We start from the raw sequence: 26,731 nt of genomic DNA, 5'->3' as shown, positions 1-26,731 counted from the left end.
CCTCACAGTGGGTTTTTTATTACTTAGTCAATAATCTTTTGACTTAATAGTAAACTTGGAATCACCGTTCAATTAAAGATAGTGCATCGTCTTGCCAGCCAATGATGTCAAAATGATGTCATAAAAAAAGCCAGCCACCTAAGTGACTGACTTTATTTAAAATATTTGGTGGAGATGGCGGGAGTTGAACCCGCGTCCGCCAGCATTACGCTCATGAATCTACATGTTTAGTTTCTGTCTTTAAATTTAATCCGCACCGATCCGACAGTCAGGATGGATTGGACGATTCTCTACTTTTGAACCCAAGCGATTGAGACAATCCCTTGTGGCGAACCTATATGCGGACGCTTCAACTGGGCTAACCAACTATAGGTAATCGGCAGCGCAGTAAGCAGGGTTTAAGCTGCTAGAGCGTAAGTTTCGTCGTTTGCGACTATAACAATATATGTTTGATTAACGAGAGGACATACACTCTCGACATGCATCATTGAGTTTCATCACCAGCGTCGAAGCCAGAACATCCCCAATAAGACTGACTATTATATAGGATTTATTGATGGTTTTTCAACCTATACATAACCCTTATTACATTACGTTACAGCGAATCATCTTAAGCCAAGACGGTGTTTAGCCATTTGCCGATATTTTGAATCTGCGGCATACAGACTTGATGTGCCATCGAGTAAGTATGGTATTCAACGTTGTAGCCTTTGCTCGTCAATAACTGCTGCGCATGCTCGCCTAGGATGACAGGCACGACTGGATCATGCGTACCATGCTCAATCAGAATCGGCATGTCTTTATTGGCAGCACTATACTCAATATTGTCATTGGTCGCTAAGTAGGTGGAGAGCGTCATCAAGCCAGCTAAGCGCTCTGGGTAGCCAAGTGCCACGTGATACGCCACCGCCCCGCCCTGCGAAAATCCGGCAATAACGATGTGCTCTGGTGATACGCCGCGCTCAATCTCACGGCTAATCAAATCTTGTATCTGCTGAGCAGACTCTTCAATCTGAGCCACATCTACTTTGCGCTCCAGACTCATCTCTATGATGTCGTACCATGCTGGCATCACCATGCCGCCATTTACGGTTACTGGGCGTTTTGGTGCATGTGGAAAGATAAAACGTACTGCCATATCATCAGCCAAGCCAAGCTGCGGCACAACTGGCTCAAAATCATGACCGCTAGCACCTAAGCCGTGTAGCCAAATCACCGCGCGATCTATCTTTTTTTGAGAGGGATTGTGCTCAACGACGACGGCGTCTAAATAGTTACTCATAGTTATCCTTAATAATGTAGTGAGATATGCCCTAAGCATTTCTATGTTTTTTGTCAAAATAATGTATGTGTCATTATATGGTCAATATCATCTGTTAGTTTGAGAATATGTCAATAGTGAGGTACTAAATGGACAATAGCGAAAATGAGAACAGTATAAGAAGACACGTATGATTTTATGACCGATAAGCCCAGTACTATCAAGCTTATATACTGTCAACTGTCTACTCTTTAGTACATTTTCCTACAATTGTATCTGCATTAATGTTAAGTTCTTACAAAACTAAGCTCATACAAGAATGCAAGGCCTTTAGTTTCTTTTAGCAAACAGCAAGTAGCAACCAATAGTCAAACGCTAATCTTTTAATTCCTATCCCTACGTCCGATGGGATTTTTTATAATTTTGCAGGAACATTTTACATGACAATTTCTAATAAATCAGCGCTTGAGCTGAGTAAGCACACGCTGGCTAAAGTCAATAAGATTCATCTCGCCTTACCTTTAACGCTTGTCACCTCATTACTAATAGTAGGCTGCACTACTGATAGCCGCTCAACACTCACATCAAAAGCCTCTTCATCAATAGCGCAACTGCAATCACAGCCGCAACCGTCCTCACCTGTCGCATATACCTATGGCGTGCGTCCGTTTTATCTGATAAATGATATGGATGAGGGACCACTAAAACAAGAGCTACAGGCGTGCAGGGGGCAACTACCAAGTAAGACGGACTTCTCTATTGCGCATCGAGGTGCGCCATTACAGCTACCTGAACATACTTATGATAGTTACGTGGCGTCAGCACAAATGGGTGCTGGCATCTTAGAATGTGATGTTGCATTTACCAATGACGGTGAGCTTGTCTGTCGTCATGCCCAAAACGATTTGCACACCACGACTAATATTTTGACCACGCCGCTGGCCAAGCAATGTACCGTACCGCCTGTATTGGATGCTCAGGGTAAACTTACCAATGCCGATAGTATCGAATGTCGCACCTCAGATATCAGTGCCGCTCAATTTAAAACCTTGACGGGTAAGATGGATGCTGCCAATAAAAAAGCAACCAGTATTAGCGAGTATATGAATGCAACCGCACCGTGGCGAACGGACTTGTATTCACAAAATGGTCAGGTATTGACGTTAAAAGAGCATATCGCATTGGCACGCCAGCTAGGCATGAAGCACACGCCTGAGCTAAAAGCACCAGCCGTGACCATGCCGTTTAATGGCTATCGTTTAGACGATTATCGCCAACAGCTGATAGATACTTATAAGGCAGCGGGCGTGCCTGCAAGTGATGTATTTGCCCAGTCATTCAATATAGAAGATCTGGATTACTGGATCAAAAACGAGCCAGCTTATGGGGCTAATGCCGTCTATCTGATTGATGACAGCAATGAGACCGCTGACGATAAAACTTTTAATAAAAACGACGCAAGCACTTGGAGACATTCATTGGCTGATATCAAAGCACGCGGCATCAATACCATTGCACCGGCGCTTTGGTTATTAGTCACTACTGACGGTAAAGGCAATATGCAACCATCAGAATACGCAAAACAAGCCAAAGCCAATGGTCTAAAAATCATTACGTGGTCGATAGAGCGTTCAGGACCATTAACCGACGGTGGCGATTGGTACTATAGCGGTCTTGGAGATGCTATCAACAATGATGGTGATATGATGAATTATATTGACGTACTAGCGCAGGATGTCGGTGTCCAAGGCATTTTTTCAGACTGGCCCGCTACGGTAAGCTATTACGCCAATTGCAAAGGTCTTAAATAGATTTAGTCTATTAATAGATAATCACGCTTAGTTTGTATTACCGAGGCTAGCTTATCCATTGAGCTGGCCTTTTTGTTAAATGCATTAAAATGATTACACCGAAAACCATCTACTGAGCACCCTACTTTTCCATTAACTTTTCACACCATTCGGTTCCTAGTAGCAGGAGCATCCTGCTGTTTTGTGCTACGATAATTTACTAAGATTATAAGATGATGTAGAGACTATGACCCATATTTTACTGGTAGAAGATGATCCTGCGATCGCGATGTCGCTTAAGGTTACCTGCAAGCGCGAAGGCTGGCAGATGACTTGGCTGGATAATGCCAGTAGTGTGTTACCCATGCTGCATAGTCATGAAGCACAAGATCTATCGGCGATCATTATGGATGTCGGTCTGCCAGATGGCGATGGTCTGAGTCTGTGCCAACAAATACGTCATACACCTGATATCGACGCCTTAAAAGACTTGCCTATTGTATTTTTGACTGCACGTAGCGATGAGGTCGATCGTATTTTAGGGTTGGAGATGGGTGGCGATGATTACTGTGCCAAACCCTTTAGTCCACGTGAATTGGTCGCACGCCTAAAAGCCATTTGGCGACGTGAACAGCTGATTCAACAGTCAGGCTCTCATACCGTAAGCTCAAATGACAGCACTGACAGCACCTCCTCGAATAATCTATCAGGACAAGCATTAACGTTTGAAAACCAATCCGGCGTTTGGCACTATCAGCCGCTTAATTATTCATTAACGTGGCAAGAGCAAAAGCTGGAACTTAGTAACACCGAGCGCAAAGTTTTACTCACCTTATTACAAGCACCGAATCAAGTCTTTAGCCGTGAGCAGCTGCTTAACGCAGTTAGTGATTATCCTGATCATCGCCTAGCACGCACGATAGACAGCCATATCAAGTCGATTCGTAAGCAACTTGCGACTATTGATACGAGTATTGAAGTCATTCATACACATCGTGGACTGGGTTACGCATTATGTCCAGCTTAATAATAGCTGCTAATTTATGAATCATAATGCCAATAATGCTGAGAGCGATACTCATAACGACCAAAACAATTGGTATGCCAAATTGCATCCCATTGGTACTGTGCAGCAAACTCCTAAGCGTAAACGACTGCTCAATTTAAGTATATTTTTTAGGATTTGGCTGGCGGTCGCTTTGGTACTCATCATTTGTGGCATTGTTGTTTTTACTCAATTATTTGGCTACGTTAAGCCAACCGCCCAGCAGGTCATCGAAGACACGCTATTAGACACCAGTAAATTACTAGCCGCTAGCCTGCAAGTGCCATTGGCTACGGGCGAGCTATACGATGAAGCGTATCAAGCACAGCTCGATACTGCATTTGTGGGCATACCGGCGACTAACGAGCACTTAGGCGCTGTCAATCAAACCAAAAGCTATAGTAGCTTTCGGGTATATGTAACAGACAGCAGCGGCAGGGTCATTTATGATTCGCTACCCCAACCTGATAATAATGAGGGACAAAACTATGGGCGCTGGAATGATGTCTATCTCACATTAAGAGGTCAGTACGGTGCAAGAAGTACGCTGCGGGATAACCAGCAGCGTGATGGCTCGGTCATGTATGTCGCACAGCCAATAAAGAATATGTCTGGCGAGATTATCGGCGTGGTCAGCGTCGGCAAACCTGTCGCCAGCGTGCTACCTTATTTGGACGACACACGTAACCGCATGCTGATCACAGTGCTATTTATCAGCACGGCTGCCCTCATTTTAGCAGGTCTCATCGCATGGTGGCTCAAGCAAAGTATTACCTTAGTGACTCAATATACCAGTTCGCTGGCAGAAGACACCAAAAAGCCCTATTTTTATCTGGGTCATGAGCTAAACAGCCTGACAGATACCATTGAGACTATGAAGCATCGACTAGAGAATCGTGCTTATGTCACTGATTATGTGCATACACTCACTCACGAGTTAAAAAGCCCTTTAACCGCCATTCGCGCCAGTAGTGAGCTGTTAGAAGATGATGGACTAGATGGTCATACGCTTGATAAAGAGGATCGGCAGATGCTCATTGAGACGGTTGGTGAGCAAAGCGTAAAAATGCAGCAGCTCATCGACCGACTACTGTTGCTTGCGAAAGTTGAACAGCCTACTTTTAAGCTCAGTCGTCAGCTAACGCCGCTACTGCCATTATTACAGAGTCTAATAAAAGACAATACCGCTAAGCAGCAACAGCAGAATCTACAACCTATCGATATATACATCGATGATCAGCACATGACAAACACTACAAACTTACCAGCAGAATTATTGGCCTCTACCAGTGTGTTTGCTGACCAATTTTGGTTGGTACAAGTCTTACAAAATGTGCTGGATAATGCCATTCATTTTGCTGATAACACTGTTGATATCTCGTTGCACAGCACAGCGCGAACGGTAATCATCGATATATTTAATGATGGAAAGCTATTGCCTGATTATGCTATTGAAAAAGCTTTTGAGCGTTATTTTAGCCTATCTCATCAAAGCCATTCTGTTCAGCAAGTGAAAAATCAGAATACAACCTATACGCTAGATACAGGTTCAGCACATCACAAAGCTGACTCAAAACAGTCCGATAGTATTCTCAAAAAAGGTACCGGTCTTGGACTCACTTTAGTGAAGCAAGTCATTGAGCATCATGGCGGTCAGGTAACTATTGATAATATCCATGCTAATGATAATAAAATTGGCACTGATAAAAATCATACTGGTAAAAATCAGCGTTCTGGTGTGATGGTTAGTATTACCCTGCCCCTGGCTTAAGAATAAGCATTGATAACAGTTCATCAATTTTCCATCATGACTGCACAGGATTTCTACTTCTTTATTTTACGATAGCACTAAGATCTATTGAACCATCAAATTTGTAAAGCAGATTAGAAGGAGAACATTTATGTCACGTCAATTAACTGATGATCCTATGATCAAGCACCTAATCGGCCTCAGTCGTCATCACTGCGCGCAGATACTATCCAGCCAAGGTGTCGGTAGTATTGAGTTTGGACATTGGCTAGCGATTCCTAGTCAGCAATTATTACTGGTCTTTCGGCATCAGCAATGTGTAGCTATTGATGAATATCGATTGGCAGCCTGATATCTTGCTCGCTCAGCACGTTGATTGTTTTTAGGTAACCCCTGTATTTTATTGGGACATAAAAAAGCCCTTTATCATTTCTAGTATCAAACTACTGGAAACAACAAAGGGCTGATTGCTTTAGAGCAAAAATACTAAGTAATCGATTGTACTGGCGGCTTCACATCCGCGTTCTGACCACGGTGACGCAGATAGTGATCGAGCACTACAATCGCTAGCATCGCTTCGGCAATAGGCGTGGCACGCACACCGACGCAAGGATCATGACGGCCTTTGGTGAGCATATCGACTGCTTCACCTTGGGTATTGATACTTTTACCAGCGGTGGTAATACTAGACGTTGGCTTAAGCGCGATACTGACACGGATATCTTGCCCTGATGAGATACCGCCTAAGACACCGCCCGCATGATTGGCTGCAAACCCATCTGGGGTCAGCTCATCACGAGCGCTATGTCCAAATTGACCTGCCACTGCCATACCATCGCCAATCTCAACCCCTTTGACCGCATTGATACTCATCATCGCATGAGCGATATCGGCATCTAAACGATCAAATACTGGCTCGCCCAGACCTACGGGTACACCGCTCGCAATGATATCAAGGCGTGCACCGCAACTGGTGCCTTCGCGGCGCAAGTTGTCAATCAAGGTCTCAAAACGGCCAATCGCTTCTTTGTCTGCGCAGAAGAACGGATTGCTATTGACAAATTCCCAGTCAATTTGACTCGGATCTAGAACGTTACTATGCTCATTGCCGATTTGGGTCACATGACCACGAATTTGTACGCCCAGCTGTTCTTGTAAGTACTTCTTAGCGATAGCACCAGCAGCCACTCGCATAGCCGTCTCACGCGCTGACGAGCGACCACCGCCACGATAATCACGAAAGCCGTATTTCATACTGTAAGTATAATCGGCATGTCCAGGACGGAAGGTATCTCTGATATCGCTATAGTCTTTTGATTTTTGATTGGTATTGCGAATCAATAGACCGATGGATGTCCCTGTGGTTTTGCCTTCAAATACGCCAGAGATAATCTCAACTTCATCAGACTCACGGCGCTGGGTTGAATACTTAGACGTACCCGGTTTGCGACGATCCAGATCTACTTGTAAATCGTCTGCAGATAATGCTAAACCTGGTGGTACGCCATCAACGATGGCCATCAGTCCTGCGCCATGTGACTCACCGCAAGTGGTGACCGTAAAAACCTGCCCAATACTATTGCCTGCCATAATTGTCCTTAAACAAGTAAACGCGACTGATGGTTGTTCGACCAACCTTTTATGATTATCGCTGATCAGTTTTTATATGCTCGATTTTGTGACCCACACTCAACTATTGCATGCTATCTAATAGTTGCACATAAGCGGCAAACAGTTGACGATTGGCTACCAATTCATCATAAGTAATCGCAAAAACCCCATGTCCGCCATGTGCAAACTTCAACCAATCAAACTGAATCTCAGGATAGGCTTGCTTTAATGCCCATTCGCTGTCGCCCACTTCGCAGACCAGCAAACCATCTGGGCTAAGGTAATCTGGCGCTTCAAATAAAATACGATGTACCAAATCCAAGCCGTCTTGACCCGCGGCTAATGCATGCTCAGGCTCATATAAAAACTCAGGTGGCAAATCTGCCATGATAGCCGCATCGACATACGGTGGATTGGTGACGATAAGCTCATACTGGTTCTCAGCAGGTATCTTGGCAAACAAATCAGACTCGATTACGTTCACTTGATGGCCAAGGTCATGATGATCGACATTGACCATTGCCACGTCCAGCGCGCCTTTATCGATATCGATAGCATCAACCAACGCATCAACGAAACGGGTAGCAAGCGCGATTGCGATACAACCAGAGCCAGTACACAAGTCTAAGATACGCTCAGGCTGCGACAACTGCTTCACATCCAAGCCATGATCATAAAATACTGCTGACTTTTCATTCGGGCTAACACCCAGTGGTTTGGCGAGTTCAGTAACTTCAAAATAAGGATGGAACTGCTGACGAATCAACTCTGCGATTGGCGAGCGCGGGATAAGCACGCGCTCATCCACATAAAAAGGCAAATCACAGAAATACGACAAGTTAATCAGATAGCTCAGCGGCTTACGTTCAGCGATGCGCTCTTCTAATAGTCCTAGCACTGCCTGCTTCTCTGACGTGGTCAAACGACAGTCTAAAATCTGCTCATTGGCTGACCAATCTAAAGACAACGAATGCAACACAATGGCTGAGGCTTCTGCAAACTCATCGGTCGTGCCTTGCGCGACAACCACATCATAGTTACGCAATTGTGTGACGGAAAAACGAATAAAGTCGCGAATACTCACTAGCTGCTCGCGTGCTTCTTCTAACTCGGCATGTAAGTTAGCAAGTTCGCCATCCTCACCAAGAAGTCCAGTTTCTAGATCATACTCCATCTCACCTTCTAAGCCCTTAGACTCATCATCACTGAAGTATTGGTTTTGAAACTCTTCTGCACTCATTGTTTGGTCTTCTGACATATCGCACCTTATGGATTAACTATTAGCAGGTTAAATGGCTTGTTGCTAACAATCGATCTATTAATAAAAAAATTAATCATACATTATAGACGTAAACGCCAAATAGCGCCAATCACTGTCATTTTTACTAAAACAAAAAATAGTGAAAATAATGAGGAGTTTGCGTAAGCAGCCTGCCTGTCGCCGTACACATTTTGGCTAAAATATTACTCAACTGTAGCGAATACGTCAGCAGTTGACGTTTAACCCACTCTAAATGCAAAAAGATAGACCAAAAGTTTGCGAAGCAACCAAATTATGCGCATAATAGCCGCATTAGTAGCAACCACAAGTGATTCAATATGATGAAAATAAAGCCTATTATTACTGCTATATCTATCGCTGCCATGAGTGCCAGCGTTGGCGCACTTGCCGCCACTGCCGATAATACTCGCACATTGCCAGTACGAACAGCAAACGCCATGCCAGGCCTTGCTCAAAAGGTGAGCCTCAATGTGCAAGAAAATCGTAGTCGCTCAGATGGTGCTGCTACTGTACAGTTAAATACAGAGAACGCAAAACCCGTTGATAGCATGAACCAGCTGATCAACACTAAGCAAGATGCTCAAAATAGCACGCCAGCACCCGCTGCTGACAATATGAGCGCTGCTGAGTTGACGCGTAAAGATGAGCAGTCAGATAGCACTGATGATATCAGCGAAGGCCAAGCGGTCGCTGCACCCAGCGATGTCTCCTCTATCGACTCATCTGATCCACTCGCCTTTGAGTTACCGGAGAGTGAAAAGCGTCAAGACTTCAGTGATGATCCAACCATCAAAAATATCGAAGATAAAGATGGTAAGAGATATACCACATTAAACTTGTCAAATTACGCACAACAAGTCAATAACGCTGTCTGGTCGCCTAACATGAAAGTCAACTCAGCCATGACGATCAAAATGCAAGCGTTGCTCGATTGGAACCATGCCTCTCCTGGTCCTATCGATGGTGGCTGGGGTATGAACAGCAAAAAAGCCCTTACTAACTTCCAAGCGATGAAAGGCTTGCCAACCACAGGTAGAATGGATCAAAAAACGTGGGATGCCTTGGTTAAGAACATTCCTGCAACCAAACCTGTGCTTGTCACTTATACGTTGACTGATGATGATATTAATACCAACTTTGCCACCACGCCTGCTAGTGCAGAAGCCAAGTCAAAAATGAAAGGGCTGTATTATCAGGATATCAAAGAGATGCTTGGTGAGCGCTTCCATATGGATGTGCGCTATTTGGATAAACTCAATAAGAACAAAGAATACAAAGCTGGTGAGACCATCACTGTACTAAATACCCGTGGTGCGTTAAACAAGCGAATCAACCGCGTGGTCGCTAACAAAGCTGATAAAACGTTATATGCTTATGATGGTAACCAACTGGTAGCGACTTACCCAACGACCGTTGGTAGTGATGACACGCCGTCACCACATGGTACTTATAAGATTGTCAATAAAGTCAAAATGCCGTGGTATAAAGCCACAGTCGGTGAAGGCGCTCAGAAAAAAATCCATATGTTGCCACCAGGACCAAACAATCCAGTCGGTGTGGTATGGATGGGCTTATCTAAACCGTCATATGGCCTACATGGCTCACCAAAACCTGAAGGTATCAGTCGCCAAGCCTCACATGGCTGTATCCGCTTGACCAATTGGGATGTGCTTGAGGTTTATGCCAATATCGAAAATGGCGCAACCGTTGAGCTTAAATAACGCTCTAACCTAGATCGCTATCAGCATTTATTACCAAGTCAGCACTTACTACCAAAAAAGACCTCACTATTGAGGTCTTTTTTACGTTTGGCGACGCTTTAGCGTTTTTACTACTAAAACCAACATCATCTGAGCATCAAGCCAAAATCTGATCATCCGTCATGCTTTATGACCATCTTCGTTACCAGTGATGCTACCGATTTTTTTGGCAAAGAACATGGTGATGGGAATAGACGCCGCTGCACCCACTGCGACCGCTATTTGCATATGCGCGATCTCATCGAAACCCATAATGAGCGTACCGATGATGACAATCCCTGTGGTGACAGTGCCTGCTATGATGTAAATGACAGCAAATAATGGCCAGTTCATGACTTAATCCTTACTTTATGTGTGGGTATAGTTACTTTATACGCCATATCCCTACTAAAGGTAAGTATTTAATATAGACGCCAGCCTCATACATTTTGGCTGACTTATTCTAAAACCCATGTTAACATAAGGGTATTTCTCACTCATATTTCGCTATCTTCATTAATACTCATTTCCTATAAATTTTTACTCCGATTCCACTTTACATTCAGCCCCTCGATCATACCCTTACTACGATACCTCTTTCTATTTTGCCCAATGTCATGTCTAGCACTTTGCTTTTGCACAAAAAAAAGACAGCTTATCCCTTATTTTTCATTACAATAATGGTTTTATTTCATCTGACTAATAAAGCCCAATTGCTATGACCGCTTCTGATAATACGTCACAACAAAAAAAACCAGATACCGCTTCTCAGATTTCATCTGATATGACAAAAGAGACATCTGAGAGAAAGATCGATGATGCCCATGAACCAGAACAGACCACTGAACAGGAGTATGCAACCGAAAACAGTGAAGAGGAGTCGCTTTCTGAAACAAAAATCGTCATGACCTCACCAGAGCCTGATGTCGTCATTGCCACGCTAGACGCGCCTGATGATGACTCAGATCAATCTGAATTATCCAGCCCAAACGCAGACACAGCCGCTCACGCATCAGAGACAGCGTCTGAGGCTTTTCATCAAACACAAGAAGATCCAGATACTTCCGAAGCGCCCAACACTCATGTTAGCCAACCTGTCGAATCCATTTCGATCGATCATAGTATCCATGAAAATGATCCTGCCGTTGCTGACGTCGATGATCATCTAACCACAGAGTCTACAACGACAAACACTAGTGGTGAAAATGTGGAGAGTGATGACGACAAGCAACAGTCAGAAGAAGAAAAGATCAAAGATGAAAAAGAAGCCAAGCTAGAATCCTACAAGCAATTCGTGGCCGAGCAGTTTAGCGATCAAAAGATAGACTATCCTGAAGTCCGTGTCACGATCGAGGCCAACGCCCTACCAAGTAAAATGTACTTTGTAATGAACACGCTATCAGCCATTATTGCCAGTTATGGCTTGGTGACCAATTCAGCCGCAGTGGTTATTGGCGCGATGTTGGTCGCCATGATGCTCGGTCCGATTACAGGTGTCGCCCTAGCGATTATTGACTACCGTATGCCACTGTTGCGTAAGTCGTTGCTCACCGTGTTAGCGGGGGTATTTTTGGTGATATTGGTCGGCTTTGTGGTGGGTCTATTGCATCAAGGTCAACCGCTGACCAATGAGATTTTGTCTCGTACCCAGCCCACGTCTATGGACTTGATGATTGCACTGGCTGGCGGTACGGCTGGTGCATATGCGATGGTGTCTCCGCACCTGTCCGTCGCCGTTGTTGGGGTTGCTGTAGCCACCGCCTTGGTGCCACCACTCGCGGCCAGTGGCATTTTATTTGCCAATGGCGAGATACAGATGGGGCTAGGTGCTGCCTTATTGGCCCTGACCAACATCATTGCCATTCAGTTTACTAATGCCATGGTACTGTGGTTTTTAGGCTTCAGGCGCTTGGTCGATGATGATTATGAATCGGGCACCTATTTGATATTTTTCCGTCGAAATGCCGTCACCCTATTGTTACTGGTCGGCTTGGGCATTTATCTTACTCTAAACCTCAATAGCAATGCCAAGCAGCAGACCTTTGAAAACAATGTCAAAGAAGCAATTAATGAACATTTTATCGATCAAGGTAACGTACTGACCAACATACAATTTGATAAGAATAATGCGTTTCAAATCATTCGTGCCGTGGTACGCGGTGAGACCAGTCCAAATTCACAAGATGTGCAGCAGATAGAGGATGTGATTACCAAAGACATGGCAGAAAACTTCCCCAAATACTTGCCTATTAAATTGCAATTGCGCTACTTGCCAGTGCAGGTCATTGAGTCTGATCCATTAATCAAAGACAAGCTTGATGAGACTGATGCGGTAATTTTGACCAATTCACCATGATGCACCCTATATGAGCGGCAAATCATGAATGGACTATAACGAGCAGTTGTAACTCTTGTACCAAGAGCTTAGGCGTTTGTGCTAAAATCGCTTGCAAAATTATTTTATGTCATTTACTCAATTCTATCCGTCAGTAAGGAGCCGCTGTGAGCCAGCCATTTCGCTCAGCCGATATTCGCCAAGCCTTTATCGATTTTTTTATAAGCAAGCAGCACACCCAAGTTTCATCGTCTAGCTTGATTCCGCATAATGATCCGACATTGTTATTCACCAATGCCGGCATGAATCAGTTTAAAGAAACCTTTTTGGGCATGGAGCCGCGCGACTACACACGTGCTGTGACCTCGCAGAAATGTGTCCGTGCTGGCGGTAAGCACAATGACTTGGACAATGTTGGCTACACTGCCCGCCATCATACGTTTTTTGAGATGCTTGGTAACTTCTCGTTTGGCGATTACTTCAAGCAAGCAGGTATCGAGTATATCTGGGAGTTTTTGACCTCAGATCAGTGGCTCGCGATTGATAAAGATCGTCTGTATGTCACCATTTATGAGACTGATGACGAAGCCTTTGATATTTGGCACAAAACCATTGGTCTGCCAAGTGAGCGCATCATTCGTATCGGTGATAACAAAGGGGCACCGTACGCCTCAGACAATTTTTGGACCATGGGCGACACCGGTCCTTGTGGCCCTTGCACCGAAGTGTTTTATGACCATGGCGCTGAGATAGAAGGCGGCTTGCCCGGTACGCCAGAAGAAGATGGCGATCGCTACATCGAGATTTGGAACTGCGTCTTTATGCAGTTCAATCGCCAAAAAGACGGCACGCTATTGCCGCTACCTGCGCCCAGTGTCGATACTGGCATGGGGCTTGAGCGTATTAGTGCTATCATGCAAGGCGTCCATGGTAACTATGAGATCGATCTGTTTACCCATTTGATGGATGCGGCAGCTGAGATCTTAGAGATTGACAATGAACAGCAGTCTTCACTAAAAGTCATTGCTGACCATATCCGTGCTGTGGCCTTTTTGATTGCTGATGGCGTCACACCGAGCAACGAAGGTCGTGGCTATGTATTGCGCCGTATCATTCGCCGTGCGGTACGTCATGGCAACAAGCTTGGCGCTGATAGTGAGTTTTTCTATAAAATGGTCGCACCGCTCGTGGCTGAAATGGGCAGTGCTTATCCAGAGCTAGTAGAAAAACAAAACGTGATCGAAAATGCGATTCAAAAAGAAGAAGCGCAGTTTGCCAAAACATTGGCACAAGGTCTGCGTTTGCTTGCCAGCGAGCTTGAAGGTCTAAAAGATGGCGATACGCTATCTGGCGAAGCGGCCTTTAAACTCTACGACACCTATGGCTTCCCGATCGATTTGACCGCGGATATCACGCGTGAGCGCGGTATTGCTATTGATGAAGCGGAGTTCGATGAGCACATGCAAGCACAGCGCGAACGTGCTCGTGATGCAGGTAAGTTCGATGTCGATTACAGCAGCGTCATCCAAGTCGAGACGCCAACCGTCTTTGTTGGTTATGAGCAACTTGAAGAAGAAGGCGTGACCATCGACGCGCTTTATCAAGATGGCAACCCAGCAGATAGCTTAACGGAAGGCACAGAAGGCGTTGTGGTACTTGATCGTACGCCATTTTACGCCGAAGGCGGTGGTCAAGTGGGTGAGCTTGGTGAAATCCGTACCGAATCAGGTGTCTTTGAAGTACAAGATACCAAAAAATCTGGTCAAGCCATCATTCATTATGGTGTGGTGACCATGGGTGATATCAAACCCAAGCAAACGGCGGATGCCCACGTGCTTTCAAGCATTCGTGCAGCCAGTGCCAAAAACCACTCTGCTACTCATCTATTACATGCAGCACTAAGAGAAGTCTTGGGTGATGAAGTCACGCAGAAAGGCTCATTAGTCTCAAGCGACGTCTTACGTTTTGACTTTGCTTATGATAAGCCTGTCAGTGCTGCTGAAATCATGCGAGTAGAGCGTCTCGTCAATGAGCAAATCCAAGCCAACACTCCTGCTCGTATTGAACACATGTCGATTGATGAAGCCATGAATCAAGGCGCGATGGCATTATTTGGCGAAAAGTACGGCACTGACGTTCGCGTACTAACCATGGGTACAGATCGTATCGTCGATGGTCAGCGCAAGCCATTTTCTATCGAGCTTTGCGGCGGTTTACATGTACAGCGCACTGGTGATATCGGTATGCTAAAAATCACCAGCGAGTCAGGTATCGCTGCGGGGATTCGCCGTATTGAAGCCGTCACGGGCATGAACGCGGTCAAAAACATTCAGCAAAGCGAGCAGCAACTAAGCGAGTTGGCAAGCCAGCTAAAGGTCAAACGTCCTGAAGTTGCCCAGCGTGTGCGTACCATGGCAGATAAGCAACGCGAGCTTGAAAAACAACTAGAGCGCTTAGAGCAAAAAATCGCCAGCGCTCAAGCTGCCAACTTACTCGATAATGTGCAGACTATTGCAGATACGCCCGTACTTCTCAGCACCTTAAGCGGTATCGATGGTAAATCCATCCGTACGCTGATGGATGATATCAAATCAAAACTGCCTGATAGTGTGATTGTATTGATTGGTGATAAAGATGACCAATTAGCACTAGCCGCGAGTGTCGCAAAATCTGTTACTGCTACAATCAAAGCGGGTGATATCATTCGTCATTTAGCCAGTGAGCTTGGTGGTAAAGGTGGCGGCAAGCCTGACTACGCACAGGGCGGCGCGCCGAAGTCCGACAACAGTACTGCGGTCATCAATGCCCTACCTGCTTGGATTGAAACCCAGCTTAGCTAATCATAAAAAGCCCAGTAACTCAGCGCCTTACTCTGGTTTACTGGGTATAAGATACGTGATTGGTTATAGCAACTATAACCAATCGCCATACATCTAAGCGGTACTGATACTTAAAGTTATGCAGTAGATATGGTATAAAGGTCAACGTTTGACAATATTGCTCATTCATGACAGTTGATGCAGTACCAATAAACGAATGACACATATAGGGCATAACTCTTACAATCTGGCTTTATCTATACACGCATGGACACGTGTCGCATTGAGACTGATCCATGAGAATAAAAGGTCATTAATGAATAATAGGTAGATTTTTATGGCGTTAATAGTACAGAAATACGGCGGCACCTCGATGGGCAGTATCGACCGCATCAAAAACGTCGCCAAACGCGTCAAACGCTGGCATGACAATGGTCATCAAGTCGTGGTCGTGGTCTCAGCCATGAGCGGCGAAACCAACCGTTTGATTGATCTAGCACGCCAAATCAGTAACAACCCTGACCCACGTGAATACGACCAGATGGTCTCAACCGGTGAGCAGGTTTCTATCTCGCTACTCGCGATGGCGATAAAAGAGCTTGGTATTGGTGCGCGTTCAATGACTGGTCGTCAAGTCGCGATCAAAACCGATAACGCCCATAATAAAGCCCGTATCGAAAGCATCGATGATAAAAACATACGCGAGCAGCTAGATGCCGGCAATATCGTCATTGTGGCAGGCTTTCAAGGTATTGATGAAGAAGGCAATGCAACCACATTGGGTCGCGGCGGTTCTGATACGACAGGCGTTGCGATTGCAGCGGCTTTGGGTGCTGATGAATGTCAAATTTATACTGATGTCGATGGCGTTTATACCACTGACCCTCGCGTAACCTCAAAAGCCAAAAAGCTTGAAAAAATCACCTTTGAAGAAATGCTTGAGATGGCAAGTCTTGGCTCCAAAATCCTACAGATTCGCTCAGTAGAATTCGCTGGCAAATACGGCGTACCACTGCGCGTCCTATCTAGCTTTGATGAAAACACTGACGGTAGCTTTGACCAAGAGTTTCAAAACAACGTGGGCACCCTAATTACGATAGACGAAGGAGACAATATGGAACAGGCAATCATCTCAGGTATCGCATTCAACCGAGACGAAGCAAAAATCTTAGTACGCGGTGTACCCGATCATCCTGGTATCGCCTCTGCTATCTTAAGCCCAATTGGTCGTGCCAATATCGAAATCGATATGATTGTCCAAAACCTCTCGGATAATGGTACCACTGACTTTACATTCACGGTCAATCGTACTGACTTGGACAAGACGCTAAAAGTGCTTAATGAAGAAGTCAAAGACGAGATTGGTGCCAAAGAAATATCAGGCAACAGCGAAGTGGTCAAAGTCTCACTAGTTGGTGTTGGTATGCGCTCACACGCAGGAGTTGCCAGCCTCATGTTCCAAACATTGGCTGAGAACAATATCAATATCCAAATGATATCGACCAGCGAGATCAAAGTATCTGTTTTGATTCAAGACCAACACTTAGAAAAAGCGGTCAAATCACTGCACACTGCCTTTGGTCTTGACCGTGAAGACGGCGAGAGCAAAATCGCTGGGCTATAATGCCAAAAAACTGTTAAAATACAGCTTTAGCATTGATGGTTATCTATTAACCGCTATTGAAAACTTCGCATCGTATGTAAATAAATAGCGTTTCGTTTAAACAAATAGCCTCCAAATAAAAACAGTACTTAAATAAAATAGGATCTTTTTAGATCCTATTTTATTTTTTAGCATAGTTGAAATGAGCATTTACCTAATAGTTTTGTGAAAAACCGTGACAGTATCTGTTATGCCACCTATAATGGGCTTTCATTTGGGCTAAATGAATCTACCTATCATTGCCGTGGTTTGCACAATGTCGAGTATGGTAATTATTGATATATTACTTACTGAGTGCTGCGGTGATGTTCTGCAATTGAGAAGTAATCTGATGAGTAATAATCTGTTGATGCGACATAAGGAGTGTGACGCATGTTAATTTTGACACGCCGTGTGGGCGAAACGCTAATGATCGGCGATGAAGTCAGTGTGACGGTATTGGGCGTCAAGGGCAATCAAGTACGTATCGGTGTGAATGCACCTAAAGATATTGCCGTACATCGCGAAGAGATTTATCAACGTATCCAGCATGAGCGCTCTGTACAGTCGCACATGCAACATCTTGAGCAAGGCAATTTTTCGCCGTCGTTCGATGACGAAGACTACTTCAATCGCTAATTTATAATACTTAATGCTCAACGACTAATGAGCATACATAAGCATTATATTTTTTATTTTTTAAACTGCTCTGAGGTCATTTATTTATGAGTATCCGCCAATCAGATGTATCGGCTCTACTTAATGGTTTGAATAAAAAAGCCATTGGATTCAATGATGTTATCAGCTTTATCGATGATTTTTATCGCTATTCGCCTGCCCCGTTTGTCAACGGTATGGTCCATAATGCAGCGGGCGAAAACGAAGGCAGTGCAAAGATTTTTGGATTCGCTAAGCATCACGGTTTGAATCAACTGGACACGCTAAAACTATTCGGCGAACATTATGCCAAAGTGCAAGCAACGCCTAACGGTACTGACCATGCTAATATTCGCAACTTTTTGCATTGGGGCTGGCAAGGATTTTTAATGCAAAAAAATCCATTAACCATTCGTCCTAGTGTCGACACAACTGCAATTTAAATATGTGTCGTGATTGAATAATTAATAAAGTAAAAAAAGCCACGCTCATGAGCGTGGCTTTTTTATTGACTGTTTATAGTCCTATTTATTACGAAACTTCACAGGTTGTACCGCCCCTTTCGGGTTCGGCATATTAGGATAGTGATGCTCATGCTCGACATCACACTCAGCGCCCACGATAGAACCGTCCTCTTTTACTGGTTTGTGGATATAACCCGTACGCTCGGCAAGTGGTAGGTGCTCGTGCTCCCATATCATCACCGCTTGCATGCAAGTTTCTCGCTGCTCAGCGGTAATTTTACGACCATCAGGCCACTTACCTAACTCAATCGCCATGCGGAATTTATCAACCACTTCCGGTGTTAGACTGGCTAATATTGTTTGTTTATCCATCTTGCCTACTCTCCACTACTATTTTTTCATCATATTTTTTGATGGCTATTGGACGATTTGAAAACATGCTCTAATAGATACGCTCATTCATCATCTATAATATCATCATCGACATCCAGACTGAATTCTTCGGCATGTACGTTCCAGTGCAGCTTGGTACGACAGGCTTCATAAAAGTCAAATCCAGGCGGATGCAGTAAAGTGAGCTTATCAGGATGCTTACGAATATATAAGCGCTGTTCTTGCTCAAGCGGTACGCTTGGTTTGCCATCTGCGCTGACCATCGGCTGCGTACGATTGTCTTCATGAATACGAATACAGACCTCACTATTACCACTGACAACAATCGGGCGACTAGATAACGTATGCGGATGCATGGGCACCAGACAGATGGCATCCATACTTGGATGAATGATGGGGCCACCACCAGATAGAGCATAAGCGGTTGAACCAGTCGGTGTCGCTGCTATCAGGCCATCACTATGCTGCCTATAAACATCATGTCCATCAATCTTCATCTGAAAATCGATCATATGTACCGATTTACCAGCATGCAGTACGATGTCGTTCAGCGCCATGTCTTCATGAATGATTTTACGCCCTTCTCGTATCTCCATCGTCAATAAAAACCGATGATCCAGCTGATAATCGCCCATCAATACTTGGCGTAATTTAAAAGCCGCTTCGTTGGGCTTTACATCTGCCAAAAACCCCAAACGACCACGGTTAACCCCTAATACTGGGACACGGTAGCGTGCCAATGCTTCAGCAGCATGCAATATCGACCCATCACCACCAACAACGATGACCAAATCGCAAATCTCACCAATCAAGCCACGCTTAACGATTTTGACTCTTTCTACTTCTGTGAGGTTAAGCGTTGGTAAGTTGGCTGTTTGTACATCCATGATCAACGTCAAGTTCATCTCATTGATGGTTTGCGCAATCTGTACCAGACTTCGCGTGACGCTGCGTTTACCAGCACGGCCCATCAAGCCAATACGCCTAAAAGCAGGATTTTTGATAGCGTGGAACAGCTCTGACTCGTGTAAGTGTGGCAATCTTGCTGACTGCGCTGAGTTTTCCATAAAACGACTCGGTATAACGGTGAAGTACAGGGTAATAATAGCGATAAATGCGCGCTTAGACTAGCATGTTTATGAATTATCGTTGTTAACTGTCGTAACTGGCCCCATATAAAATATATCAGATGCCTTACTCATGCTTGCTTGTCTGCTTGGGTTTTGAGACTACTAGGTTGAGCTGTAACGGCTGTCACGCAAACACAGTTGACAATAACGGCGGTTTTGCTAAAGTAGCAGCATCTCTATTTTTATATTTTATTATTAAGGACTTATGTATGGCCAATCCTATTGTCAGTCGCGCAGAACTTGCGATCGGCGGTAATCCAATGACGGTCAAAGGCGTTATTCAAAAGACCAGCCTGTTACTTGGGTTATCAGCTATTACTGGTGTGGGCTTTTTCTTTTATGCGCTTATGGCAGGTTTATCGCAAGGTTTTATTACCATGGCAGCCTTTGGTAGCATGATTGCTGCGTTTGTTCTTGCTCTTTTTATTACCTTTAAACCACAAAAAGCAAAGACGTTGGCGGTGCCTTATGCCTTGCTAGAAGGTATCTTTTTGGGCGGTATCTCATTATTTTTCATGAGAATGTATCCAACCGTCCCAGTCACGGCAATGTGTGCGACCTTCGTCACAGCAGCAGTCATGCTAGGACTGTATCGCTCAGGTTTGGTAAAAGTTACTGAAAAGTTCCGTTCTATCGTGACCTCAGCCGTTATCGCTATCATGCTAGTTTATGTAGCACAGTGGGTACTGTCTCTAGTATTTGGCTCAACCTTGCCATTCTTGTTTGAAGGTGGTGCTATCGCTATCGGCTTTAGCTTGTTTGTGATTGTTATTGCCTCTTTTACGCTATTATTAGATTTTGACAATATCGATCGCGGTGTTGCTATGGGTATCTCAGAAGACTACGAATGGTTGTTCAGCATTGGTATTCTTGCCACGCTAGTTTGGATGTATATCGAATTTATGCGTCTGCTCAGCTATCTACAAGACTAATCAAATAATTCGATAGTAAATCTGTATAAAAAAAATCGCCTTAGCTATTGATAGTTGCAGGCGGTTTTTTTATGGGCAAACTTTGAGAGCTATAGTTCAACTAAGCCCGCTTTAGGCGTAGCGCGTTTAACACCACAAACAATGAGCTAAGTGACATGCCGATAGCAGCAAGCCATGGTGGTACATACCCTAAAGCCGCTGGTATCAGCACGATACTATTATAAGCCAAGGCCCAGCGGAAGTTTTGCTTAATAATACGTTCGGTTTTATCAGAGATACGTTTGGCCGCAGTGATGGCCTCAATTTTCCCATTTAAGATAATACTGTCGCTAGATACTTGTGCCAAATCTGCAGCACCGGCAATTGAGGTGGATACATCTGCCGCTGCCAATACTGGCGCATCATTGATGCCATCACCCACCATCAGTACGACAGCGCCTTTAGATTGCAACTGCTGGATATGGTTGACCTTGTCAGTCGGTGATAAGCCATTATAAGCGGTCTGCATGCCTAAACTCTCAGCCATCACGAGCGCTTGCGGGCTTGGATCACCCGTCAACATCACAGACTCAATCCCTAGACCTTTGAGCGTATCGAGCATCGATTGGGTACTATCACGTACCTTGTCATTAAAATAAAAGCACGCCAGCGCTTGCCATTCCTTTGTATCAGGTTTCTGGCTCGACAAGACAACGGCGGAGCTGGCACGCTGCGCCGCCAAGTCAATGTTCAAATCATTGTTCGTATTGACCTCATTGGCACTGCCACTGGTTTTATCTAACGCAAAACTCACATGACCAATGCGATATACCATGTCATCAATCATAGCTTCTACCCCGCCTGCGGGATAATGCTGCATGGCCCTCGTCGGTGGCAGATGTAACTGATAGGCAGCGGTAAGTAGCGCGTGTGCAATCGGATGACGACTCCCTACTTCTAGGGCAGCTGCGATTGCCAATAGTTTATCTTTTTGTGCTGTTGATGCTGTGTTATCAGAATCAGTCTGGTTTACTGGCTCGATTACCTCAATATTTAATAAATTTGGCTTCCCATAAGTAAGCGTACCTGTTTTATCAAAAGCAACATGTGTAATTTCAGCCAATGTTTGCAGCGTATGCCCGCGCGTCGTCAAAAAACCATAGCTGGCTAAACGATTGGTTGAAACAGTCAAGGCAATTGGCGTCGCCAATGACAAGGCGCAAGGACAAGTGGCAACCAATACTGCCACCGTTGCCCAAATAGCTTGGCTTGGATCGACAATGTACCAGCCAACAAACACTAAAACTGATAGCACTAAGATACGCGCCACAAACCAACGTGCCAGTTTATCTGCTTGCTGTGCAAGTTTAGGCTTTTCGCTCATGGCGCGGTTCATCAGTCTATCAATCAGCCCTATTTGACTGTCTTTTGGTAATGCCGTCACTAACATCTCAAACGGCTGGCTATCGTTTTGCGCACCGCCAACAATATAATCGCCTTGGGACTTAATGATTAAATCACCTTCGCCTGTCAGTAGGCTTTGCGAGACTGTTGCAGTAGGACTTAACAAAATACCGTCACTGATAATCTCAGAACCCGCTTCAACCAAAATAATGTCACCCACTTGCAAGCTATGAGCCGTCACCATCTGCTTTGATGCTATATTTTCCTCTACCTGTGATAACGCATTTTGTTGATTACGTGACTGCTGCCAATCTTGAGCAATACCCGATGTGAGCTGATGAACATTGGCATCAACACCCTTCATAAAGTTAGGCATCATTTCTGTCGTCGCATCTGATGCCTTTTTTGCCTCATTTTCGATGGCGTCACCTTGTTGAGAGTCACTTTCTTTCAGCAGTTGTAAAATACGCTCTGCTGCTGATTTGTCTTCAGCCACTTTTTGTACCAATACTGGCTCTACTACGACCAGATCATTGGCCATGGTCGCAGCTTTTAGACGGGCATTATGTTCGATATAGCGTCCTGCCAGCAAAAAGAAAATAAACATACTGACGGAGTCATAGTATGTCTCCCCTTGCCCAGTAATGGTGGCATATAAACTGGCAAAGAAGGTGATAATCAAAGCAAGGCTAACAGGCACATCCATATTGACCTGGCGCGCACGAATCGCTGACCATGCGGAGGTAAAGAAAGGAATACCGGCATAAAAGAAAACAGGCGTACTAACAAATAAAGACACCCAACGCAAAAAGTCACGCTGAAATATCAACATGTCGCTATATTCACCAAAATAAAGCGCAACGGCATACATCATTGCCTGCATTGAACCGAGTGCCGCGATACCAAGACGCAATAGCATTTGGTTGTTATGACGCGCCAGCATGGCTTCATGGGTATCTTGCCGATAAGGCTTGGCATCATAGCCAATCTCATTGATGACCGCTAAAATGCGGCTAATCGGTAACTTGTCTTCATTCCAAATGACCCGCATACGCTGGTTGGTCAAATTCACCTGACACTTACTAATGCCTTCTAGCTCATCGAGACGCGACTCAATCAACCATGTACAGGCCGCACAGCGCAAATTATTAACAGACAGCTCCGCCACCGACAGCCCATCTTGCGCATATACGAACTGCGACTTTATCTCGTCATGATCATATATCTCAAGACGCGTCAGCTGGGTCGGTAAGCTTGCTGTACGGTTAATCTCCGAACGGTCAAGATAATATTGCTCAAGACCAGCCTCTACGATGCTCTGAGCTGCTAACTGACAGCCCATACAACACATCTCACGCGACTTGCCTAGAATCTCAGTATGAAACGGCGGCTTGGGCACTGGATCACCGCAATGGAAGCAGTGATCAGCAAGGGGTAGCACCAAGCCATCAGTGATGGAGTTGTCTTTATAAGGATGATTGGTAGCAGATGATACTGATGATGGGATACTAGACATAGTCGCGCTTACTTCCTTTGACAGGCTTGCTCAAAATGCATTCATTTAAGGCAAACTTGCTCTGATTGACTGTACTGTACGTCGTGCAACAGAGCCACTTTTCATCACATGAATATCACTATTGTTAGTAGCACAATATTGATAACAAATGGCTAATAGCAAATAACTAGCAACGGCGGATTCATACAAAATACATCATGGTACTTATCATAGATTGTTATCTTACATGGCGTTTATTAGCCCAATTGAAAGATGCTGATACTTGATTACAAGTATCAGTATTTTAGTAGAGATTATACTACAAGCAATCACCCTAGGCAGTACCAATGCTTATGGTCTAATACCAATGAATGCCCTCGCTAACGATGATAGATTGAAAAATTTGTCAATTTGCGTCATTATGAGGCAGTTTTTTATCCAAAAATGGTGCGACATCCGTGCAAAAATCCAATTTTAAGTTACCAAATACCAAGCTATCACCATCATCTAAGCCTGCTATAAATGCCTTACCTTCACATCAGCGCGGCTTGGTATTTAGTAGTCTTCTCTTAATTACCATCATCGCTGGCATGGTGCTATTTGCACTGTATTTGGTCAAGCTTGATCGCACCATTACCCATAAGTTTGAAGGCAAGCGCTGGGACATTCCAGCTAAAGTGTACTCACAGCCACTTGAGCTATATCAGGGTGCCAATATCGATAGAGATACGATGAAAACGTGGCTAGAGTTGCTTAATTATCAAAGCAACAAGTCTTATGATCGTACTGGCACTTATCATAGATCGGGTAATACTTATTTTATCCATACGCGCGGCTTTACCTATAGCTCAAGCGATATAGATGCTGAGCAAGTCATCAAAATGACCCTTGCTGGCAATAAAGTTGACTCTATTCAAAGCACCTTACCTGCCAAAAGTGGCATCATTCGTCTAGAGCCAGTGAGTATCGGTGGTATCTATCCAGACAGTAACGAAGATCGAATGGTTGTCTCTTTAGATGACGTGCCTCAGCCACTGATTGATGCATTGATTGCCACCGAGGATCGCGCGTTTTATGAGCATAAAGGCGTCTCGATACGCGGTATCGCCCGTGCCGTAATCAATAACTTTACTGGTGGTGCTAGGCAAGGTGGCTCGACCATCACCCAGCAGCTGATCAAAAACTTTTACCTCAACTCTGATCGCACCCTCAAACGCAAAGCCAATGAGGCGTTGATGGCGATACTGCTTGAGCTGCATTATAGTAAAGATGAAATTTTACAGACTTATTTGAACGAAATTTATCTGGGTCAAAACGGCAATCGCTCTATCAATGGTTTTGGTTTGGCCTCACAGTTCTATTTTGATAAACCACTTAACGAGCTGCGTATAGATCAGCAAGCCATGCTAGTTGGTATGGCAAAAGGCCCAAGTATTTACAACCCACGTCGTAATCCAAATGATTCAAAAGCTCGTCGTGACGTGGTGCTTGGTAACATGCTCGCAATGGGCACGCTCAGTCAAGAGGACTATGACAAAGCCTTAAAACAGCCGCTCGGTATCGTGGACAAGCCTGCTGAGGGCAAGAGCCAGTTCCCTGACTTTTTGGACATCGTCAAACGTGAGCTCAATGATGTCTATTACTCTGATGATCTCAAAAATGAAGGTCTAATCATCATTAGTACCCTAGACCCCATTGCTCAGTTGGCAGCAGATAAGGCGGTTGATAGAAAACTGGGCGAGCTGCGCCGTAGCGGTAGCAAGACTAAAGACTTACAAGGCGCGCTCGTCAGTGCCAATCCTGAGACTGGCGAATTGGTCTCTGTCGTTGGTAGTGGCAGTGAGTTCACGGGCTTTAACCGCGCCGTCGATGCCAAGCGTCAAGTCGGCTCTTTATTGAAGCCAATCATTTATATGACCGCGCTTGAGAGTGGTCGTTATAACTTAGCAAGCTCGGTGGATGACTCACCTATCACAGTCAATCTGAATGATGGTACCGATTGGAGTCCTAAGAATTATGACAACCGTGATCATGGCTATGTACCACTGACCACAGGACTTTCGCAATCTTATAACCAAGCGGCGGTACGCTTAGGTATGGAATTTGGGGTTGATACTTTTGCCAAACAGCTAAAACGCATGGGGGTTAAAGAAGAAATACCAGCATACCCATCGGCGCTATTAGGGTCTGTCAATCTGAGCCCGATGGACATGTTAGGTATTTACCAAGTCTTTGCGACTGGCGGTTTCCGCACACCTATTCATAGTATTCGCACGGTTATTGATGATCGCGGTCGTATTTTGCAGCGTACCGGACTCAATACTCAGCGCAGTATTCCACCTGAGACCAACTTTTTGACCAACTATGCGCTACAACAAGTGGTGTCAAACGGTAGCGCCAGACGGGCTCAATCACTTGGCAGCAATCTGAATCTCGCCGGCAAAACGGGCACGACAAACGACTACCGTGATGCTTGGTTTGCAGGCTACAGTGGCAACTACGTCAGTGTTGTTTGGGTTGGTCGTGATGACAACAAGCCCATTGGCTTGAGCGGTGGTACTGGTGCTCTACCGGTTTGGGTCGATTATATGAAACGCCTCAAACTCACTCCAGTGGCGCTACCAGAGCCAGAAGGTATCGAATGGTTGTGGCTCGAGAACAACTCAGGCAAGCTGTCTAACGAACGTTGTGCCAATGCTCGCTACTTACCTGTCATGTCAGCACATTTACCAGAGGAAGCCAGTAGCTGCGCGCTTAGCTTGTATCAACAAGACCGTGGTCGCGAGCAATCTCAATTCCAAAATCAGCAGAGCGCGATCAATGAGCAACGTCGTCGCGAAGGTTTAGATATCCCAAACGGTGAAGCGGTTGATGCTGGTGATTCAGAGGACAGTAATGGACAAAATAATGAAGGTCAAGACCGCGCTGACACATGGTATGACCGTGCTATTGAATGGTTTTAACATTATTTTTAAAATGTAGCGTCTGATATTTAAAAAAGGT

18 protein-coding genes, 1 other RNA gene and 1 pseudogene are annotated in these 26,731 nt (G+C 44.8%); 12 read left to right on the top strand and 8 right to left on the bottom strand.

Translation table 11 applies throughout. The features are described from left to right. Nucleotides 1-166 precede the first annotated feature (166 nt). Both ssrA and HL061_RS12945 read right to left on the bottom strand, forming a co-directional pair. Nucleotides 167-525: a transfer-messenger RNA gene (ssrA, locus tag HL061_RS12950) on the bottom strand. A gap of 85 nt (nt 526-610) precedes the next feature. Continuing rightward, nucleotides 611-1,282, bottom strand: a complete 672-nt coding sequence (locus HL061_RS12945; RefSeq protein ID WP_071003544.1) for a dienelactone hydrolase family protein — start codon at nt 1,280-1,282, stop codon at nt 611-613. Between the two features lie 419 nt (nt 1,283-1,701). Between HL061_RS12945 and HL061_RS12940 the strand changes: the two genes are divergently transcribed. From HL061_RS12940 to HL061_RS12925, 4 genes are all read left to right on the top strand, one after another. Beyond that, on the top strand, nt 1,702-3,072 hold the full coding sequence (locus HL061_RS12940) for a glycerophosphodiester phosphodiesterase family protein (protein ID WP_071003543.1): 1,371 nt from the start codon (nt 1,702-1,704) through the stop codon (nt 3,070-3,072). 226 nt (nt 3,073-3,298) lie between these two features. Next, nucleotides 3,299-4,078, top strand: a complete 780-nt coding sequence (locus HL061_RS12935; protein ID WP_071003542.1) for a response regulator — start codon at nt 3,299-3,301, stop codon at nt 4,076-4,078. A 16-nt stretch (nt 4,079-4,094) separates the two neighbouring features. Next, a complete protein-coding gene (creC, locus tag HL061_RS12930) occupies nt 4,095-5,867 on the top strand; it encodes a two-component system sensor histidine kinase CreC (protein WP_252962915.1) in 1,773 nt (590 codons plus the stop codon). Between the two features lie 130 nt (nt 5,868-5,997). Beyond that, nucleotides 5,998-6,198, top strand: a complete 201-nt coding sequence (locus HL061_RS12925) for a hypothetical protein (RefSeq protein WP_212563687.1) — start codon at nt 5,998-6,000, stop codon at nt 6,196-6,198. A gap of 134 nt (nt 6,199-6,332) precedes the next feature. Here HL061_RS12925 and aroC read toward each other — a convergent pair whose 3' ends face one another. Both aroC and prmB read right to left on the bottom strand, forming a co-directional pair. Beyond that, complete coding sequence (gene aroC, locus HL061_RS12920; RefSeq protein ID WP_071003539.1) at nt 6,333-7,436, bottom strand: chorismate synthase; 1,104 nt, start codon at nt 7,434-7,436, stop codon at nt 6,333-6,335. 103 nt (nt 7,437-7,539) lie between these two features. Further along, nucleotides 7,540-8,715: a 50S ribosomal protein L3 N(5)-glutamine methyltransferase gene (gene prmB, locus HL061_RS12915; protein ID WP_071003538.1), complete on the bottom strand. Its 1,176-nt coding sequence runs from the start codon at nt 8,713-8,715 to the stop codon at nt 7,540-7,542. Nucleotides 8,716-9,056: 341 nt separating this feature from the next. Here prmB and HL061_RS12910 point away from each other — a divergent pair, with 341 nt between their 5' ends. Next, the gene (locus HL061_RS12910) at nt 9,057-10,460 is read left to right on the top strand and encodes a L,D-transpeptidase family protein (protein ID WP_197496702.1); all 1,404 of its coding nucleotides are present in this window, start codon (nt 9,057-9,059) and stop codon (nt 10,458-10,460) included. A 159-nt stretch (nt 10,461-10,619) separates the two neighbouring features. Here the strand turns inward: HL061_RS12910 and HL061_RS12905 are convergent, their stop codons facing one another. Next, nucleotides 10,620-10,832: a hypothetical protein gene (locus HL061_RS12905; RefSeq protein ID WP_071003537.1), complete on the bottom strand. Its 213-nt coding sequence runs from the start codon at nt 10,830-10,832 to the stop codon at nt 10,620-10,622. A 364-nt stretch (nt 10,833-11,196) separates the two neighbouring features. Here HL061_RS12905 and HL061_RS12900 point away from each other — a divergent pair, with 364 nt between their 5' ends. The 5 genes and pseudogenes from HL061_RS12900 to HL061_RS12880 all read left to right on the top strand — a co-directional run bounded on the left by HL061_RS12900 (nt 11,197) and on the right by HL061_RS12880 (nt 18,374). Then, on the top strand, nt 11,197-12,834 hold the full coding sequence (locus HL061_RS12900) for a DUF389 domain-containing protein (protein ID WP_252962914.1): 1,638 nt from the start codon (nt 11,197-11,199) through the stop codon (nt 12,832-12,834). 146 nt (nt 12,835-12,980) lie between these two features. Continuing rightward, entirely contained in the window at nt 12,981-15,653 is a 2,673-nt protein-coding gene (gene alaS / locus HL061_RS12895; RefSeq protein WP_071003536.1) for an alanine--tRNA ligase, read from the top strand. A 316-nt stretch (nt 15,654-15,969) separates the two neighbouring features. Beyond that, nucleotides 15,970-17,256, top strand: coding sequence for an aspartate kinase (locus HL061_RS12890; RefSeq protein ID WP_058024167.1), 1,287 nt, complete (start codon nt 15,970-15,972; stop codon nt 17,254-17,256). A 411-nt stretch (nt 17,257-17,667) separates the two neighbouring features. Beyond that, nucleotides 17,668-17,835 (top strand): annotated as a pseudogene (gene csrA / locus HL061_RS12885) (carbon storage regulator CsrA); the annotation flags it as partial. 164 nt (nt 17,836-17,999) lie between these two features. Then, nucleotides 18,000-18,374 (top strand): HopJ type III effector protein, encoded by a 375-nt coding sequence (locus HL061_RS12880; RefSeq protein ID WP_071003534.1) that lies wholly within the window; start codon nt 18,000-18,002, stop codon nt 18,372-18,374. Nucleotides 18,375-18,455: 81 nt separating this feature from the next. Here HL061_RS12880 and HL061_RS12875 read toward each other — a convergent pair whose 3' ends face one another. Together HL061_RS12875 and HL061_RS12870 are read right to left on the bottom strand one after the other, a co-directional pair. After that, the gene (locus HL061_RS12875; protein ID WP_071003533.1) at nt 18,456-18,767 is read right to left on the bottom strand and encodes a DUF1315 family protein; all 312 of its coding nucleotides are present in this window, start codon (nt 18,765-18,767) and stop codon (nt 18,456-18,458) included. Nucleotides 18,768-18,850: 83 nt separating this feature from the next. Beyond that, nucleotides 18,851-19,855, bottom strand: coding sequence for an NAD(+) kinase (locus tag HL061_RS12870; RefSeq protein WP_071003532.1), 1,005 nt, complete (start codon nt 19,853-19,855; stop codon nt 18,851-18,853). A 272-nt stretch (nt 19,856-20,127) separates the two neighbouring features. Here HL061_RS12870 and HL061_RS12865 point away from each other — a divergent pair, with 272 nt between their 5' ends. Then, nucleotides 20,128-20,850, top strand: coding sequence for a Bax inhibitor-1/YccA family protein (locus HL061_RS12865; RefSeq protein WP_071003531.1), 723 nt, complete (start codon nt 20,128-20,130; stop codon nt 20,848-20,850). Between the two features lie 100 nt (nt 20,851-20,950). Here HL061_RS12865 and HL061_RS12860 read toward each other — a convergent pair whose 3' ends face one another. Then, nucleotides 20,951-23,749 carry a heavy metal translocating P-type ATPase gene (locus HL061_RS12860; protein WP_071003530.1) on the bottom strand — a complete coding sequence of 933 codons (2,799 nt, stop codon included), beginning with the start codon at nt 23,747-23,749 and terminating at the stop codon, nt 20,951-20,953. A 437-nt stretch (nt 23,750-24,186) separates the two neighbouring features. Between HL061_RS12860 and mrcB the strand changes: the two genes are divergently transcribed. Further along, nucleotides 24,187-26,691, top strand: coding sequence for a penicillin-binding protein 1B (gene mrcB / locus HL061_RS12855; protein WP_252962913.1), 2,505 nt, complete (start codon nt 24,187-24,189; stop codon nt 26,689-26,691). Nucleotides 26,692-26,731 lie beyond the last annotated feature (40 nt).

This window comes from Psychrobacter sp. PSP, from assembly GCF_024085615.1.
GTDB classification, from domain to species: domain Bacteria; phylum Pseudomonadota; class Gammaproteobacteria; order Pseudomonadales; family Moraxellaceae; genus Psychrobacter; species Psychrobacter pacificensis.
This window is presented reverse-complemented; position numbering and strand designations above follow the sequence as displayed.